The sequence below is a fragment of the Dyadobacter sp. AC419 genome (assembly GCF_979253085.1).
Genome location: NZ_CEEDCD010000012.1, coordinates 117,338 through 132,969 on the forward strand (window position 1 = coordinate 117,338; position 15,632 = coordinate 132,969).

Annotated in this window: 14 protein-coding genes and 1 pseudogene; 4 read left to right on the forward strand and 11 right to left on the reverse strand. The window is 46.3% G+C overall.

Annotation, left to right across the window (positions count from 1 at the left end; genetic code table 11):
• Positions 1-2: 2 nt before the first annotated feature.
• From AC0IYG_RS05750 to AC0IYG_RS05760, 3 genes are all read right to left on the reverse strand, one after another.
• Positions 3-1,271, reverse strand: coding sequence for a sensor histidine kinase (locus tag AC0IYG_RS05750; protein WP_471710129.1), 1,269 nt, complete (start codon positions 1,269-1,271; stop codon positions 3-5).
• 55 nt (positions 1,272-1,326) lie between these two features.
• Positions 1,327-1,599: a response regulator gene (locus AC0IYG_RS05755; protein ID WP_471710130.1), complete on the reverse strand. Its 273-nt coding sequence runs from the start codon at positions 1,597-1,599 to the stop codon at positions 1,327-1,329.
• A gap of 212 nt (positions 1,600-1,811) precedes the next feature.
• Positions 1,812-2,072 carry a hypothetical protein gene (locus AC0IYG_RS05760; RefSeq protein WP_471710131.1) on the reverse strand — a complete coding sequence of 87 codons (261 nt, stop codon included), beginning with the start codon at positions 2,070-2,072 and terminating at the stop codon, positions 1,812-1,814.
• 195 nt (positions 2,073-2,267) lie between these two features.
• Between AC0IYG_RS05760 and glgX the strand changes: the two genes are divergently transcribed.
• A complete protein-coding gene (gene glgX, locus AC0IYG_RS05765) occupies positions 2,268-4,448 on the forward strand; it encodes a glycogen debranching protein GlgX (RefSeq protein ID WP_471710132.1) in 2,181 nt (726 codons plus the stop codon).
• Positions 4,445-6,283 (forward strand): malto-oligosyltrehalose trehalohydrolase, encoded by a 1,839-nt coding sequence (gene treZ / locus AC0IYG_RS05770; RefSeq protein ID WP_471710134.1) that lies wholly within the window; start codon positions 4,445-4,447, stop codon positions 6,281-6,283. The genes glgX and treZ overlap by 4 nt, the downstream gene beginning before the upstream one ends.
• On the opposite strand, the gene AC0IYG_RS05775 is transcribed toward treZ, so the two are convergent.
• From AC0IYG_RS05775 to surE, 8 genes are all read right to left on the reverse strand, one after another.
• Entirely contained in the window at positions 6,264-6,491 is a 228-nt protein-coding gene (locus tag AC0IYG_RS05775; RefSeq protein ID WP_471710136.1) for a hypothetical protein, read from the reverse strand. The two genes, treZ and AC0IYG_RS05775, sit on opposite strands and share 20 nt — an antisense overlap.
• Positions 6,445-6,840 carry a hypothetical protein gene (locus tag AC0IYG_RS05780; protein ID WP_471710137.1) on the reverse strand — a complete coding sequence of 132 codons (396 nt, stop codon included), beginning with the start codon at positions 6,838-6,840 and terminating at the stop codon, positions 6,445-6,447. Before AC0IYG_RS05780 ends, AC0IYG_RS05775 begins: the two co-directional genes overlap by 47 nt.
• 86 nt (positions 6,841-6,926) lie before the next feature.
• Positions 6,927-7,652, reverse strand: a complete 726-nt coding sequence (locus tag AC0IYG_RS05785; protein ID WP_471710138.1) for a DUF3891 family protein — start codon at positions 7,650-7,652, stop codon at positions 6,927-6,929.
• A 98-nt stretch (positions 7,653-7,750) separates the two neighbouring features.
• Positions 7,751-8,014 carry a hypothetical protein gene (locus AC0IYG_RS05790; RefSeq protein ID WP_471710139.1) on the reverse strand — a complete coding sequence of 88 codons (264 nt, stop codon included), beginning with the start codon at positions 8,012-8,014 and terminating at the stop codon, positions 7,751-7,753.
• Positions 8,001-8,930 (reverse strand): THUMP domain-containing class I SAM-dependent RNA methyltransferase, encoded by a 930-nt coding sequence (locus AC0IYG_RS05795; RefSeq protein WP_471710140.1) that lies wholly within the window; start codon positions 8,928-8,930, stop codon positions 8,001-8,003. The genes AC0IYG_RS05790 and AC0IYG_RS05795 overlap by 14 nt, the downstream gene beginning before the upstream one ends.
• Before the next feature lie 47 nt (positions 8,931-8,977).
• On the reverse strand, positions 8,978-11,290 hold the full coding sequence (locus tag AC0IYG_RS05800) for a DUF7133 domain-containing protein (protein ID WP_471710141.1): 2,313 nt from the start codon (positions 11,288-11,290) through the stop codon (positions 8,978-8,980).
• 15 nt (positions 11,291-11,305) lie between these two features.
• Positions 11,306-12,604, reverse strand: a complete 1,299-nt coding sequence (locus AC0IYG_RS05805) for an MFS transporter (RefSeq protein WP_471710142.1) — start codon at positions 12,602-12,604, stop codon at positions 11,306-11,308.
• 187 nt (positions 12,605-12,791) lie between these two features.
• Positions 12,792-13,526, reverse strand: a complete 735-nt coding sequence (gene surE, locus AC0IYG_RS05810; RefSeq protein ID WP_471710143.1) for a 5'/3'-nucleotidase SurE — start codon at positions 13,524-13,526, stop codon at positions 12,792-12,794.
• Positions 13,527-13,610: 84 nt separating this feature from the next.
• Here surE and AC0IYG_RS05815 point away from each other — a divergent pair, with 84 nt between their 5' ends.
• Both AC0IYG_RS05815 and AC0IYG_RS05820 read left to right on the forward strand, forming a co-directional pair.
• Positions 13,611-14,525 (forward strand): diacylglycerol/lipid kinase family protein, encoded by a 915-nt coding sequence (locus AC0IYG_RS05815; protein WP_471710144.1) that lies wholly within the window; start codon positions 13,611-13,613, stop codon positions 14,523-14,525.
• A 100-nt stretch (positions 14,526-14,625) separates the two neighbouring features.
• A pseudogene (locus AC0IYG_RS05820) lies at positions 14,626-15,631 on the forward strand (NAD(P)/FAD-dependent oxidoreductase).
• Position 15,632: the final 1 nt, after the last annotated feature.

Consider the following 15,632-nt stretch of genomic DNA (forward strand, 5'->3'; position numbering starts at 1 on the left):
TACTAATGTTCAGTTTTTGTTTCGGTTAAAACCTGCTCTTGGACGAGGGGCAGGATCAGGATAAATTGAGCGCCATTGTTTTCTGCGCTTCTCGCGGAAATAATCCCGTTGTGCTTGTCCATAATCTTTTTCGCAATCGCCAGTCCAATGCCGGTGCCTTCATAGCTGCCCATATTATTGAGTCGCTGGAAAATCACGAATATGCGGTCCAAGAATTTTTCGTCGAAGCCAATGCCGTTGTCCTCAATCACAATGCGGCAGAATGCACCGTCAGCAGATTCCACAGCATCCATGTGTTTTTCGTCAATGATCGAAGAAGTAATGCTGATGACCGGCGGCGTCCCTTCTTTGCTGAATTTGAGCGCATTACTGATCAGATTCTGAAAAACTTGCCGGATCTGGCTCGGGATTGTGTCAATGATTGGCAGCCGGTCGAGGTGAATGGTCGCCTTTTTATTCAAAATGATCTCGTCAAAATCAGACAGCAGCTCTTCCAGCAGCAGATTCAGGTCCGTAGGCTGGAAATGTGCTTTTACGGAAAGCCGGGAGTAATCCAGCAGGTCACTGATAAGGCGCGACATTCTTGCCGACGAATTAATGGACCGGTTCAGGTAAGAAACTGCTTCCGCATTCTCATTCAGATATTTATCTTTTATCAAATGGCTGAAAGTCTGGATCTTACGCAGTGGTTCTTTCAGGTCATGCGACACGACCCACGCAAATTGCTGCAATTCATGATTGGTCGTTTCGAGCTCTAAATTTTTGTGCAAAAGCTCTTTCGTTCGCAATTCCACCTTATGTTCCAGCAGTTCATTGGCTATTTTTTGCTCATGAATGTCGGTAAAAGTGCCCACCCAGCGCACAGTGCTGCCATTTTGAAGGATAGGGATGATTTTGAGCAGGAAATATTTGTATTCCGCAGTTTCCAGATGTTTCAGGCGGGTTTCACTCGTGAATTCCAAACCCTGTTCGAAATGCGTTTCCCACCGCTCACAGATCTCATCTTCGGGCGGTGTCTCTGGGAATTTGGTAACATCTTTTGAATATTGAAACCAATGCTCGTTCACGAATTCAATGCTGCCGTCCATGCCGATTGTAAAAGCGATCTGCGGAAGCGATTCAAGGATGAAGCGCAATTCCTGCATTCTGCCAGCCAGTTCTTCCTGTGCTTTTTTACGGATTTCAATTTCATATTGCAGCGAATGCTGAATGGCTTTCAGCTCCTGCTGCTGCTCGAAAAGCTTGTAGAACGTCTTTACTTTAAGCAACAAGATATCGGGATCAACGGGCTTGGTCAGATAATCAATGCCCCCGGAAGAATATCCTTTAGTTAATAAAGCGCTTTTCCTTATTGACCGCAGAAAGGAAAATGATGGGCGTATCCTTGGCCCTGCTGTATCCTGAAATGGCTTCGGCGACTTCAAAGCCGTCCATACCAGGCATTTGCACATCCATGATGATCACGGAATAGCTGTTTTTCAATATTTTTTTTAACGCCTCTTCCCCTGACTCGGCACTGTCCGTCTCAAAATGGTGCAGTTCAAGAATTTTTTTTAAGGGTAATATATTTTCCGGCCTGTCGTCGACAATCAGAATCATAATATGGGTAAAATATTATCCATGCAATTTCCTGCTTTTTGTCAGCTGAGAAGTGAGTTTGCAAATCAAAAATTAACCGGTATGTGTATACGCTGGATTTCAATCAGTTATCACGCTGACAGTTACAAGCTCGTGTTTAGGGTATTTTCAAAAGTGGATATTCTTGTCAACAATACAAAAATCGTACCAAATTACGCTCAAATTTGTACTTTTTACTGATTTAAATCGGCTTTCTGATCAATTTTTTCCTGCACGATCAGCTTCAATTCTTCCACCCATTTTTGAATGGTGATCATGGGATGGATAAATGGTTGATCAAATTCTTCTGCAATGGAAGTGTGACCGTCCCCTTTTACAAGCGCAATAATTGCATTTACCAGATATTCGTCGGCTTCATTATAAACCGTATCTTCATTCATTTCGCTCACTCCTTCCAGGAATGTCTGCATTTTCGGCAATAGGCTCGTGTCCATAACGCAACTTGTTAATCTTAACGGTGACTTAATGTAGACCATTTGATGGCACAAGTTATGTGCCCGCTGGCATACTTTTATAGCAAACTGTGTTCTTTAATGAAGATTTCATCAATCTTTTTCAAAATAGTGCACCATGCGGACGTGCTGATGAGCGTGCCGCCGAAGATATGTGTTGTATGAAAATCACTCAAAATGAAGAAAGTATCCAACAATAAAGTAGTAAGAAGATCAGATCACTCCAACGTTACTGTATATCCCGGAGAGCCATATCCGTTAGGAGCCACCTGGGACGGTGAGGGCGTCAATTTCGCCTTATATTCGGAGAATGCGACTGGCGTTGAACTGTGCTTGTTCGAGAGCATGGAAAGTGAGTCGGAGCATATCAAGATCGAAATTCAGGAAGCTTCGCACCACGTGTGGCACGTTTATGTGCCGGGACTGAAACCTGGTCAGTTATATGGATATCGCGTTCACGGACCTTATGAGCCAGCTTATGGCTTGCGATTTAATCCCAATAAATTACTGATTGATCCTTATGCCAAATCCATTTCAGGCACCATTCAATGGCACGATGCGCTTTTTGGATATGAGATTGGTAACGAGCAGGAGGATTTGAGTTTTAGCGAACTGGACAGTGCACCTTACATTCCAAAGTCTGTCGTAACAGACCCGAACTTCGACTGGGAAGGAGTGGAAGCACCTGAGATTCCTTATCATGACACGATTATTTATGAAACGCATGTGAAGGGTTTCACATTCCTGAACCCGGACATTCCTGAGGAAATTCGTGGAACATACGCCGCAATGGCGCACCCTGCTTCCATCGAATATCTGAAAAAGTTGGGTGTTAACGCAGTTGAGCTTATGCCGGTCCATCATTTCGTTTCGGATCGCCATTTGAAGGAAAGAGAACTGACCAATTACTGGGGTTACAATTCCATCGGCTTTTTTGCACCGGATGTGCGTTACAGCAGTTCCGGAACGCAAGGCGAGCAGGTTAAGGAGTTTAAAAACATGGTTAAGGAGCTCCATAAGGCCGGAATTGAAGTTATCCTGGACGTGGTTTATAACCACACCGGTGAGGGAAACCAGATGGGGCCGACATTGTCTTTCAGGGGAATTGATAACATGTCCTATTACCGGCTTATGGACGGACGCTATTATATGGATTACACAGGAACGGGTAACACATTGAATGCCAGACTTCCAAGTGTTCTCCGGTTGATCATGGACAGTTTGCGTTACTGGATTACAGAAATGCACGTGGATGGTTTCCGGTTCGATCTCGCGTCCACGCTTGCGCGCGAATTGCACGAAGTGGACAGGTTAAGTGCATTCTTTGATATCATTCACCAGGATCCGGTTATTTCTCAGGTTAAACTGATTGCGGAACCCTGGGACATTGGCCATGACGGTTATCAGGTGGGTAAATTTCCAATGGGCTGGGCGGAGTGGAATGGCCGTTACCGTGACTGTATGCGTGATTACTGGCGGGGAGCGGATAGTATGCTCGCCGAATTCGCAGAAAGATTTACCGGAAGTTCTGACCTTTACAAAGGTGAATATCGCAGGCCAACTGCGAGCATCAACTTCATCACGGCGCATGATGGCTTTACGCTCAATGATCTGGTCTCGTATAATGACAAGCGTAATTTTGCAAACGGCGAAAGTAACAATGACGGTGATGACCACAACAGATCGTGGAACTGCGGCGAGGAGGGGCCAAGCGACAATCCGGAGATCATTGCGCTGCGAAATAAGCAGAAAAGAAACTTCCTGACTACGCTGTTTTTGTCACAAGGCGTCCCGATGCTGGTGGCGGGAGACGAGTGGGGCAGGTCGCAGGGCGGCAATAATAATGCTTACTGCCAGGACAACGAAATTTCATGGCTTAACTGGGACAAAGCGGATCAGGAACTGCTGGAATTTACGCAAAAGCTCATTGCATTCAGTAAGGCGCACCGCTCATTCCGAAGAAGAGATTGGTTCCGTGGATTGCCCATTAAGGGCATTGGTTTGGAAGATATCGCCTGGTTCTTGCCCAACGGACAGGAAATGCCGGAGGAAAACTGGGGGCACGATTATGCCAAATCGCTTGCTGTATTCCTGAACGGAAAAGGGATTCGCCATGTGAATAAAAAAGGCGAGCCGATTTACGATGACAGCTTTTACATGATTTTCAATGCGCATTACGAGCCCGTTGAGTACACATTGCCTCCAAAACGATATGGAACAGAGTGGAGAAAAGCGATTGATACAAGTGAAAACTGTGTGAGCGAGAATGGGCAGGTTTTTGGTCCGGACGCATCCGTGACCGTTGACAGCAGATCGATCGTTGTTTTTAAACATGCATTGGAAGAACAGAAAATATGATATCAGAATATAAAATGCCGGTCCCTGGGGTCCGGTTCGATGAAACAGGACAGGCAAACGTCGTGGTTTGGGCACCAGAGGCGGATCATGTGAAGCTGGTTTTACAAAAAGATCAGTCTCAAATTGATTTGGCAAAGGAAGATTTTGGTTACTGGACATTAAAAACGGATGCAGTTAAGCCGGGTGACTTGTATCAGTTCATTGTGAAAGACGAACCGCTGCCGGATCCCGCTTCGCTTTTCCAGCCGGAAGGTGTGCACGGCCCTTCGGGCGCCGTTGACCTGAACGAATTTCAGTGGACAGACAAAGACTGGGATAATGTTCCCTTAAAGGATTACATCATCTACGAGTTGCACACGGGCACTTTCACCGAAGAAGGAACATTGCAATCCATTGAGGACAAGCTTGATTATCTGATTGAACTTGGCATAACGGCGATTGAAATCATGCCCGTTTCACAATTTGCTGGACCAAGAAACTGGGGTTACGACGGTGTGTTTCCGTATTGCGTGCAGGATTCTTACGGAGGGCCGAAAGCATTGCAGCAATTGGTAAATGCTTGTCATGAAAAAGGGATCGCGGTGATTTTGGATGTGGTTTACAATCACATTGGGCCGGAAGGAAATATTTTGTCACAATATGGACCTTATTTCACTGACAAATACAACACGCCCTGGGGCAACGCCATCAATTTTGACGATGCATGGTGCGACGGTGTGCGCCAGTTTTTTGCAGAAAATGTGTTAATGTGGTTCCGCGATTTTCACATTGATGCATTGCGCATGGACGCCGTTCACGCAATTAAGGACATGAGCCCGGTTCATATTTTGCAGGAAATGCGGACGAAAGTCGATGAACTGATCGCGCAAACGGGCAGGAAGCATTTTCTGATCGTGGAAATGGATTTGAACGACACGCGCTTCATTAATCCTTTGACCAAAGGCGGTTATGGCATGGATGGGCAGTGGATTGACGAGTTTCACCATGCATTGCGTGTGTCGTCTGGTCAGGAGAAAAGCGGTTACTATTCTGATTTTGAGCCAATCACATCTTTGGCTAAATCATATAAAGATGCCTACGTTTTTGATGGCATTTACTCCGATCACCGCAAACGGATTTTTGGTGTAAAAGCCGAGGGCCGTCCGGGTGAACAGTTTGTTGTTTTTTCCCAAAACCACGACCACGTAGGAAACCGGATGTTGGGCGAGCGGACGAGCCAGCTTGTTTCATTTGAAATGCAGAAATTGCTCGCTGGGGCCGTTTTTGTAAGTCCTTATCTGCCCATGTTGTTCATGGGTGAAGAATATAGCGAGCCAAATCCGTTCATGTATTTCGTAAGTCACACGGATCCCGAGCTTGCGGAGGCTGTCAGAAAAGGCAGAAAGCGTGAGTTTGCAGCATTTCATTTGGAAGGAGAGGCGCCAGACCCTATGTCTGAAGAAACATTCGGCAAATCGAAACTGCAATGGGAACTCACCGATCAGGCTCCGCATCAGACGATGCTGCAATTTTATAAAAAATTGATCGAGCTGAGGAAGCAGCAGCCTGCATTGAATAGTGCCGATCGGGATGCGATTGAAGTGGAGGGTGATGAGGAAAACGAAACCATTATTGTCCGTCGCTGGTCGACGAGGCAAATTGTGGTGGCTGTGCTGAATTTCTCTAAAACAGACCGTGAGGCAACATTACCGGAAGACAAAAATGGATGGCGTAAGCTGATCGCATCATCTGATTCACAATGGAACGGAGCAGGCGATGTGCCCGACTCGCTTTCCGACCGGACGGTAAATGTGCCGGGCGAGTCATTCGTTTTATTTACAAATTCCGAATCTTAATCCTGATTTCTTGCGGAGCAACTTCGTCGCCGCCAAAGTAAGGAAGCAATTTATAAGCGATGCCTACGCCGCCTGAACAGTGGCGTGGCATTTTTGTTTCAACGCCGTGGTAAGTGAAAATGTACGCATTATCCTCTAATGCGATCTTGAAACTGTTTGTCTCATTCAGTTCCGCCGTGCCCAGCTCTTTTCTCCTGGCGCACGCCATTTGCATAAATGTATGCGTAGATCCGGATAGCGCCTTCGCGCCAGTTCCAGCCAAAACGCGCGCTGTTGTTCTGGTGCTGCGAGCTGCAATCTGAAAATCCGTAAAGCTTGTTAATGTCGTTCTGATTCTCTGGAATGGCGGTTTTGTAAATGCAGGAACTGTCGAAAACTGCTTGAAAACGGAGCGAGCTTGCAGAAAATGGTGCATTGCCGTTTTTCTCAACCTCATGGTCGCCCGCTTTGATCGTGTAAGTAATAAAGTCATCTCCGAAGCTGGGCGTGTTGCCGACCCATTCGCACGAAGACGCGATTACCAGCATAAACAGAGCAACAAAAAAGGATATTTTCATGGAAATGAGCATTAAATACGCCGACTAGAAACGAACGGTCAGCATATCAACGAAAGACGCTCCTGAAAATTGAATAACCGCACATTTCAAGCTTTGGCAATTTTATAAGTGTGAAATGTAACAGGCGCTTCTTTCAGCATTTCCCGGAACGTTTCGACCTTATCAAAGGTAAGCTGATCAAGTGTTTTTGATTCAAAATTAACGACAAAACTTTCGGTGTCAAAAGGCCAGGGCTCAACCGTGAGGCGGTTTTCTTCCGTTGACCAAACTTCGTAACATTGCTTGTCCGGCCCCTCACTGATCTGAATTCTCCGGCTCTCGGGAGGGATCAGATTTTGGCAAATGATCAGTGAAAATGCATCGCACCATTCAAGGATGGCATAGGCCGTTTCCAATTCTTTTACCGGAATGCTGGTTTCTTTAAGCCATTTTTTATCCCAGGATTTGAGCTTCTTGCAATAACTTACAATTTTCTCGTCTGTCTCTTTCTCGTATAAAAACTGAATGTGCCTTGACGTAAGCAATGCTACAAACCGGCTTTTGGAAAGTGCAAGCTGTAAGAGTTCTTCGCATTTGTCTTCGTCAAATTCGCGCATTTTGAAATTGACTGGTCCTCCGTTTTCATTAAGGAGCAGATCATCATTTACAAATTCATTAAAAGCGTCGTCGTGCTCGGTGGTTGCGATGATGGTTTCCAGCCATCGCTCGGGCCTGAATTCCTGTTTCCAATGAAAGCATATTTGCCCTGAAAGCAGTCCGTGCGCGCGCTGGGCAATGATCTGCCAGCTGTTTTCCTGATAATTAACGATCATTCGTAGTCAATTTTTCTGTTTGTTGATGTGCAAAAAAGGCCAGGAAAGATTCCCGGCCCGCTTTCAAAAACACATTGATCCAATATTATGCCAGCCGCTTAAACAGCCGGAGCGAATTCACGCCTTGTTCCTTCATAAAGCTCATATTCAAGTAACCGACAGTCAATTGTGCTTGTGTAAAACTCAATTCGGCGTTTGGCTTTCAATCCGATTTTCTTTGCAAGGTCGAGGTTTCCGGTAAAAACGTATCCGAAATAACCTCCACACTTTTGTTTCATAAAATCGCCAATGCGCGCGTAGGTGTCTTCGAGTTCTGCAATTTCACCGAGCCGGTCGCCGTATTCCGGATTAATGAAAAACACGCCTTTGTTTTCCCCTGGGCACTTCGGTGTCAGCGAAATCACAACATGCAAATTCGATCATATCCGCAACACCGGCTGCAATTGCGTTTTTCTTTGCATTGGCGATGGCCACATTGCTGTAATCTGTGGCGATAATGCGCAGGCCGGGCACTTCAATGATCTGCTGTTCGAGTAAATTTTGTTCAGCGAAATATATTTCCTCGTCGTAACCCAGAATGTGCATGAAAGCAAAATTGTCCCGGAAAAGGCCCGGGCGACTGTTTGTGGCGATCAATGCAGCTTCAATCGCTAATGTGCCCGAACCGCACATTGGATTAATGAATGTGGATTTGCGATCCCAGCGGCTGGCCAGGATTGTGGCGGATGCCAATGCTTCAAGCATAGGCGCGCGACCCGGAATCTTTCGGTAACTATGACGCGCCAGCGAGTCGCCGGACGTGTCTATGAAAATTTCAGCGGAATCATTTTTCCAGAACAAATGGATCACCGCACCGATCAGGTCTGAACCCGTGGTCGGCCTTGTGCCTTTTTTATCCCTGAACCGGTCCACAATCGCATCTTTTACACGCAGATTGGCAAACATGCTGTTGTTGATCGTGGGATTTTGAACATTGCTGGTTACGGAAAAATAACCTTCGTTCGGGATAATGTCTTCCCAGGGCATGGTTACCAAAAAGCGGTAAACATCATCAGGATGATTGGCCGTGAAAGAGCCGAGGCTGTACAAAACCTGGCTTGCACAATACAAGTTAAGATTGAGCTTAATGCATTCGTTTATAGATGCTTTGATCCGAATTCCGGTTACAAAAGCTTCCTCGATCTCCACGCCAAGGTCTTTGACTTCCTGTTCCAGATAGGGGGAAAGTCGCTTATGACAAGTAATGATGACGCGGGACGGAGTTGTGAAATAGGACATGCGTGAAGTTTTAAAAGAACAAACTTAGCGCTTTCTGGCTGAATCGCCTATATTCCGTTCAGCTCCGTTTCCGTAAATGCTTTCTCGCGACCGGTCAGTTTCTGACGGACTTTTTCAACTTCTTCTGTCGTGATTTTGTCCGCATCATTGCGCCATGATTTCCGGATAAAGCTGAGCAACTGGCCAATGTCTTCGCTTGGCATATCCTTATCGTAACCAATTCCGGGCATATCGCCGCTCACTTCCGGCGTCTGATACACGTGACCATTTACTCTCACCGGTCCGGTAAGGCCATATAAAACGATGGAAATCAGCTTGTCTTTGCTGCCCGTAACCCATTCCGACTGGTTCAATGGCGGCGCGAGTGATTTTACACCGCCGCCGTCTGCGCCGTGGCAGGTCTGGCATACGGAGGTGAACAATGCTTCTCCTTTCGGGAATTCCTTTTTCAGTGTCTCCGGATTCCGGTTACCGCGGGCGCTGCGCGAACTGGTGATAACCCTTTGCAGCTGCTTGTTAAAAACAAGGTCGGGATTTGTAAGCGATGCTGAAATTTCACCCTGAAAAACCTCTTCCTGATCTTGCAGATTGCTGATGACAGCGTCAGAAACAAATCGGTTGTCAGGATATTTTGTGGCCAGTTTTGTAAGCAGACCTCGGGAAACGGAAGCATCAAAGCGCTCGATCGTTTTCGCGATTAATGCAATGTAAGGCGCTGACAATGTATCGTTTTCGTCGATCATTGTGTTGAAAGCCGATGCAAACTGCTGATATGAACCCGGCGTCATTAATGCTGGTGTGGCCGTCAGGCCCTGCATTTTGAATGTCCAATTGGGCTGGCGAAGCCATGCCATCACTTCCTCAGTTTTTAACGAATTAAGTCCCTCTAATGTCCACAATGCATGAATGGCAAGCAATGGATTAGCAGTTTGTTTCACCGCTTCACGCAAGGCTGGCACCGTCTGGTTGTATTTGCCATCGATGAGCTTTTGCTGCGCACGGTCTCTTACCCAGCCATTCGGATGTCCAAGCAGTTTGACTAGATCGTCAGCATTGGAAGATAGTGTTACGGATTTCGTCTTCGTGTTTTTAGGAACAATCTTATAAATGCGACCACTGGAAAGGGGCTGCGTAAGATCTCTTTTTCCAATTTGATCTTTGAGATACGGCGTCAAATAGGTTTTGTGCTGAATAATCCCGCGATACATATCCAAAATGTACATCGCTCCGTCGGGTCCATTGTAAAGGCTCACGGGACGGAAGCGCTCGTCGGTGCTCGCCAGGAATTCTTTTCCTTTATAAGCTTGCTCACCTTTCACGACGTAACCTTTTTCCGAAAGAATGTTGCGTTTGATCAGGTTTGCGGAAGGCTCGGGCACGAATGCATTCCAAGCATAAGCATTACCAAAAAGATCGCCGCGGTAAACGATTGGCGCAGCGGCGGCAGTGAAATCATTCAGGCGCAGGCTGTCGTCCAGCACTTTGGCCATATACCCACGGTTAACTCCCGGAGTTGGGTGCAATGGATAAACTTTGTTGTTGGCCACCGCTTTTTCGTTGTAACCGGCTACGTTTTTCTGATTTTTATTGGAGGCGCCCAGGCCAGCAGGGAAGTAATCGCCCAGCAGGTTCTGTGAATTGTTGTTGTAATAAAGACGACCGTAATTGTCCTGGCAAATGCCCCACTGGCCCCGGAAATGAGTGTGTTCAATTTCCCATTTATTGCCTCTTTTGCGATAGCGCTTATCCGATTTGGCATTATAGATCCAGTTGTCCATTGCCCGAAGCAAGCCATTCGGCTGGTGCTCCACATTGCCGCCTTCCGTGTATTTGGGATCTACGAGTGTTTTTTTAACGACCTTATCATTTTTTAATTCAAAAAACCAAAGGTTGGTCGGCTCTGCCACGAGTATGCCGTTCTCGATCAGGCAAATGGCTCTTGGCAACACCAGCGAATCGATAATCACATAGCGATCATCGTAAACGCCGTCCTTATTTTTGTCATCCAGGATTACAATGTTTCCGTTCGGAATGTCTTCTCCGGTTCCGATCGTGTCTGGCATGTAACCTGTCATTTCCACAACCCACATTCTGGCTTTATCGTCAAATTGCATGGCAACCGGCGCGCTTACCAGCGGTTCCGCAGCAATGAGCTTCACTTCGAAACCTTCTTCGATCTGCATTTTCTCAATGGTCTTTTCCGGAACAATAAAAGGCGATTTCGCCGCAACCGGAGCTGGTTCCACTTTTTCCGTTGTCGTGCTGACAGCCTGATTTGTAACTGTCTGCTTATTGGACTTACAATAGATCAGGGAGACAGAAAGGGTCAGGAACAGAAAATAAGCGCTTCGTTTTTTCATCTTAATGTGTCAAATTCAGTTTCTTAACGATTCTTCAACCGGTTTCATATTTGTGGTCAGGAAATGAATGATCAGCCATGCAATAATGTAAGCTAATCCGCAGATGATGAACAGGATATTGTAACCTGCACCAATGTTTCCGGCAGCCTTGTAATAGTCGAGTAATGAGCCAACCAGCAGCGGAAACAGCGTTGAGCCTATCGAACCGGCCATGCCGCCGATTCCCACAACGGAACTTACGGCGCGTTTTGGAAAAATGTCTGATACAACCGTAAAAATATTTGCGCTCCAAGCCTGGTGCGCAGCTGCTGCAATGCTGATAATGCCCACTGCAACCCAAATATCAGTCGCATATTTGGCCAGAATGATAGGCAAAACGGCAAATGCGACGATCAGCAATGTTGTTTTTCTTGCTTGAAGCGGCGCATAACCTCTTTTGATCAAATAAGAGGAAAGATATCCGCCGCCAATGCTTCCGAAAGTCGTTGCCGTGTAAACAATGGCCAGGTGAAGACTTGGTTTTTTAAGGTCGAGTGAAAATGTGGTTGCGAAGTAGGAGGGAAGCCAGAATAGGAAAAACCACCAGATCGGGTCGGTAAGCAATTTTCCACTGATAAAAACCCAGGTCTGACGCAGTTGCAGCAGCTTTCCCCAACTGATAGGCTTTTCATCGCCAGATGCTGAGATTTCGTTATCGCTGTGAATGTAAGCAAATTCCTCAGGCGTCACTTTTTTGTGCCGTGACGGGATTTCGTAAAATACCCACCAGAATATCAGCCAGATAAATCCAAGTGCACCTGTAATGATAAATGCTTCCTGCCAGCCATAAGAACCTAATAACCAGGGAACCATAATAGGCGCTGCAACGGCCCCGATGCTGGTTCCGGAATTAAAGATCCCGGTTGCCAGTGCACGTTCGCGTTTGGGAAACCATTCCGCTGTGGCTTTCACTGCCGCGGGAAAGTTACCCGCTTCTCCTAGTCCAAGAATGGCCCTTACTGCGCCGAAACCAAACGTGCTTTTTACAAATGCATGCGCGATTGCTGCAATGCTCCATATAATGATTGAGATCGAGTAACCGAGTTTTGAGCCGATCCGGTCAATGAAATTTCCAAAAATGATGTACCCCAAGGCGTAACAGCCTGCAAAGACCATTACAATGTTAGCATAATCCGTTTCTGTCCAGTTGAATTCGACTTCAAGTGTTGGTTTGAGTAAACCAAGGATTTGTCTGTCGATGTAGTTGATTGTGGTTGCAAAGAATAATAATGCACAAATGACCCAACGGTAATTGCCAGTTTTGGATTGTTCCATAGTGAGAGGTAAAGGATTTCTTCGGATTCAGGAATTGAAAAAACTTCTGTCTGAAAAGAAGACTGTTTTTTAGCCATTCTACCCCTTAACGCATTTGTAAACGCCCCAATAAAAAAGGATCCTGCGGCTAACAAGCTGACTTGTAGCGGCAGGATCCTGCGATATTTTGCAATACTTAATGTTCTATTTATGCAACCGGGTAAGCGCGTTGTGCTTTTTCCAGTTCTGCTTCATTGGTCAGATCAAGGCGGAGCGGCGTGATGGAAACAAAGCCGTTTTCAATTGCCCAGCGGTCTGTTCCTTCTTCTGCGGGCTCCATTGGAATTACTGTAAACCAGTAATGCTTTCTGCCCATCGGATCTAGTGCTGGCACGATCTGATTGTCGTAAAGTCTTACCGATTGTCTGGTCCAGCGCACGCCTTTCGGATCGTGCGGAAAGTTTACATTGACCAGATTAAGGTGATCATTTTTAAAAAGCAGTTCCAAAGCTTGTTCCACAAATGGGTCCAGTGCATTGAAATCAGGCTCAATGTCTGTGGGCGTGCTCAGCGCAATGCCTTTCATGCCAAAGAGCACGGCTTGCTTGGCTGCCGCTAATGTCCCCGAATGCCACATTGCATTACCCAGGTTAGGGCCCATATTGATCCCTGAAAGAACCACATCGGGTTTGTCCCATAAATGTTGTCCCAGCGCAACGCAGTCGGCAGGTGTTCCGTTAACGCGCCAGGCGTCAATTCCTTCAAAGTCTATGGGTGATTTTTTGTAAGAAAGAGGTCTGGAAGCGGTTATGGCGTGTCCCATCGAAGATTGCTCCACATCGGGTGCCACCACTTTCACTTCACCGAAACGTGCAGCAATTTTTGCAAGAGCAGCCAGTCCCGGGCTATATATTCCGTCGTCGTTTGTTACAAGAATTTTCATATTGTCGTCAATTTTAAGGTTTGGGCTAACAAAATTGTGCCTGGTATGTTTTTTATGGTTTCATTGACATCCTAAATACTGTTTATGAAAAGAGTTAACCTTTTGCATAACCCCACAGCGGGCGATAATGACTTTTCCCAAAAAGAGCTTGTCAAACTGATTGAAGCGGAAGGTTTTGAGTGCCAGTATTCGTCGGTGAAGGATGACAATTGGGCCGATTTCAAAGTGGACACTGACTTCCTGATCATTGCGGGAGGCGACGGAACGGTGAGACGTGTTGCCAAAGCAATCATGCAGCGGAAACGCCTTGATAAACAATATCCGCTCGCATTACTACCGCACGGAACAGCAAACAACATTGCCTGCGCATTGCAGATCGATGGCGAAGTAGGAGACATTGTGAAGAGCTGGCACAGCGAGAACAGGAAGCGTTTTGACATTGGAAAGATCTATGGCCTGGGTGATGACCGGTTTTTTCTGGAAGGATTCGGATACGGCGTTTTTCCACGGCTGATGAAAGTAATGAGCAAGATTGAGGAGGAAATCGGCGACTCGGCGGAAGAAAAACTGAAAGCCGCACTTGCCGTTCTATATGATGTCGTGCTCAATTATGAAAAGCTGAGAGATTGCCGGATAGTGGTCGACGGCACGGAGCATGCAGGAAGATTTTTGTTAGTAGAAGTGATGAATATTCGTTCGATTGGCCCAAATCTTGTGCTGGCGCCAAATGCCGATCCGGGTGATGGCGAACTGGAAGTTGTACTGATCCCCGAGTCGGACCGTGAAAAATTTGAAGCGTTTGTGTTGAGCCATATCAATGGCAACGACGACAAGTTTGACTTCATGACGATCAAGGGTAAGAACATTGAACTCTACTGGGACGGTAAGGATCTGCACATCGACGATGAGCGGGTGAAAGTTGAAAAACCGGTAGAGATACGAATCGAAATGCAACCGGATATGCTCAACTTTATCATTACAGAATCAGAGCAGTCATAACTTTTGGTTATGACGGATAAGTTATTGTGATTGGCGTGGAGTTGGTTTGAGCAGTAGTTTTGAAGTATTAAATTATTCCAAAATTCAGAAGATAACAATCATGATTACCACAGATATTTGCATTATCGGCGCCGGCCCTGTCGGACTATTCGCAGTCTTTGAAGCCGGGCTACTCAAAATGCGCTGCCATCTTATCGACGCATTGCCCGTTGTAGGCGGACAGCTTGCCGAGATTTATCCTCAAAAACCAATTTACGATATCCCGGGAGCACCCGGCATTATTGCAGAAGATCTTGTTAAGAATCTGATGATCCAGATCGAAGAGTTTAAGCCTGGCTTCACATTAGGTGAGCGGGTAGAGGCTTTGGAAAAACAAGATGATGAAACTTACATTGTACGCACCAACGAAGGAACCGAAGTCCATTGCAAAGTGGTGGTTATAGCCGCGGGACTGGGAAGTTTTGAACCGCGCAAGCCGGCAGTGGACAAGCTTGAATATTTTGAAGGCAAAGGCGTGCATTATATGGTTAAAAAGCCTGAGCAATTCCGTGATCAGCATGTTGTGCTGGCCGGTGGCGGAGATTCTGCCCTCGACTGGACTATTTTCCTGGCCGACATTGCATCCCGCGTAACATTGGTTCATCGGGGAGACACTTTCCGCGGTGCACCGGATTCTGCTGAGAAGGTTTTTGAACTGGCAGGAAAAGGAAAGATTGATCTGATCCTGCAATCGCAGGTTAGCAGCTTGGGTGGCAATGGTGTTTTGAAAGAAGTCTCTATTGTGCGCAACGACAAAAGCATTACGACAATTCCAACCGATCACTTTATCCCGCTTTTTGGCCTAAGCCCTAAACTCGGCCCGATTGCAGACTGGAATCTTGGCGTTGAAAAATCGGCGATCATTGTCGATACTTTTGATTACTCAACCAATGTCGAACGCATTTACGCGATTGGCGACATTAACACATATCCCGGAAAAGCTAAAACTGATCCTTTGTGGATTTCACGAGGCAGCAATCATGATGCAGAGCGCATTCAAATATGTTTATCCGGATCAAAAATTAAGTTTCAAATACACAACGGTTAACGGTGTTAACGCATTTTAGT

What these genes read in the sequence shown, in the direction of transcription:
- AC0IYG_RS05780 (WP_471710137.1), bottom strand. Translation starts at nt 6,840, where the DNA reads ATGAAAATATCCTTTTTTGTTGCTCTGTTTATGCTGGTAATCGCGTCT.
- AC0IYG_RS05795 (WP_471710140.1), bottom strand. Translation starts at nt 8,930, where the DNA reads ATGTCCTATTTCACAACTCCGTCCCGCGTCATCATTACTTGTCATAAG.
- AC0IYG_RS05800 (WP_471710141.1), bottom strand. Translation starts at nt 11,290, where the DNA reads ATGAAAAAACGAAGCGCTTATTTTCTGTTCCTGACCCTTTCTGTCTCC.
- AC0IYG_RS05760 (WP_471710131.1), bottom strand. Translation starts at nt 2,072, where the DNA reads ATGGACACGAGCCTATTGCCGAAAATGCAGACATTCCTGGAAGGAGTG.
- AC0IYG_RS05805 (WP_471710142.1), bottom strand. Translation starts at nt 12,604, where the DNA reads ATGGAACAATCCAAAACTGGCAATTACCGTTGGGTCATTTGTGCATTA.
- AC0IYG_RS05815 (WP_471710144.1), top strand. Translation starts at nt 13,611, where the DNA reads ATGAAAAGAGTTAACCTTTTGCATAACCCCACAGCGGGCGATAATGAC.
- AC0IYG_RS05755 (WP_471710130.1), bottom strand. Translation starts at nt 1,599, where the DNA reads ATGATTCTGATTGTCGACGACAGGCCGGAAAATATATTACCCTTAAAA.
- AC0IYG_RS05785 (WP_471710138.1), bottom strand. Translation starts at nt 7,652, where the DNA reads ATGATCGTTAATTATCAGGAAAACAGCTGGCAGATCATTGCCCAGCGC.
- AC0IYG_RS05775 (WP_471710136.1), bottom strand. Translation starts at nt 6,491, where the DNA reads ATGGCGTGCGCCAGGAGAAAAGAGCTGGGCACGGCGGAACTGAATGAG.
- surE (WP_471710143.1), bottom strand. Translation starts at nt 13,526, where the DNA reads ATGAAAATTCTTGTAACAAACGACGACGGAATATATAGCCCGGGACTG.
- glgX (WP_471710132.1), top strand. Translation starts at nt 2,268, where the DNA reads ATGAAGAAAGTATCCAACAATAAAGTAGTAAGAAGATCAGATCACTCC.
- treZ (WP_471710134.1), top strand. Translation starts at nt 4,445, where the DNA reads ATGATATCAGAATATAAAATGCCGGTCCCTGGGGTCCGGTTCGATGAA.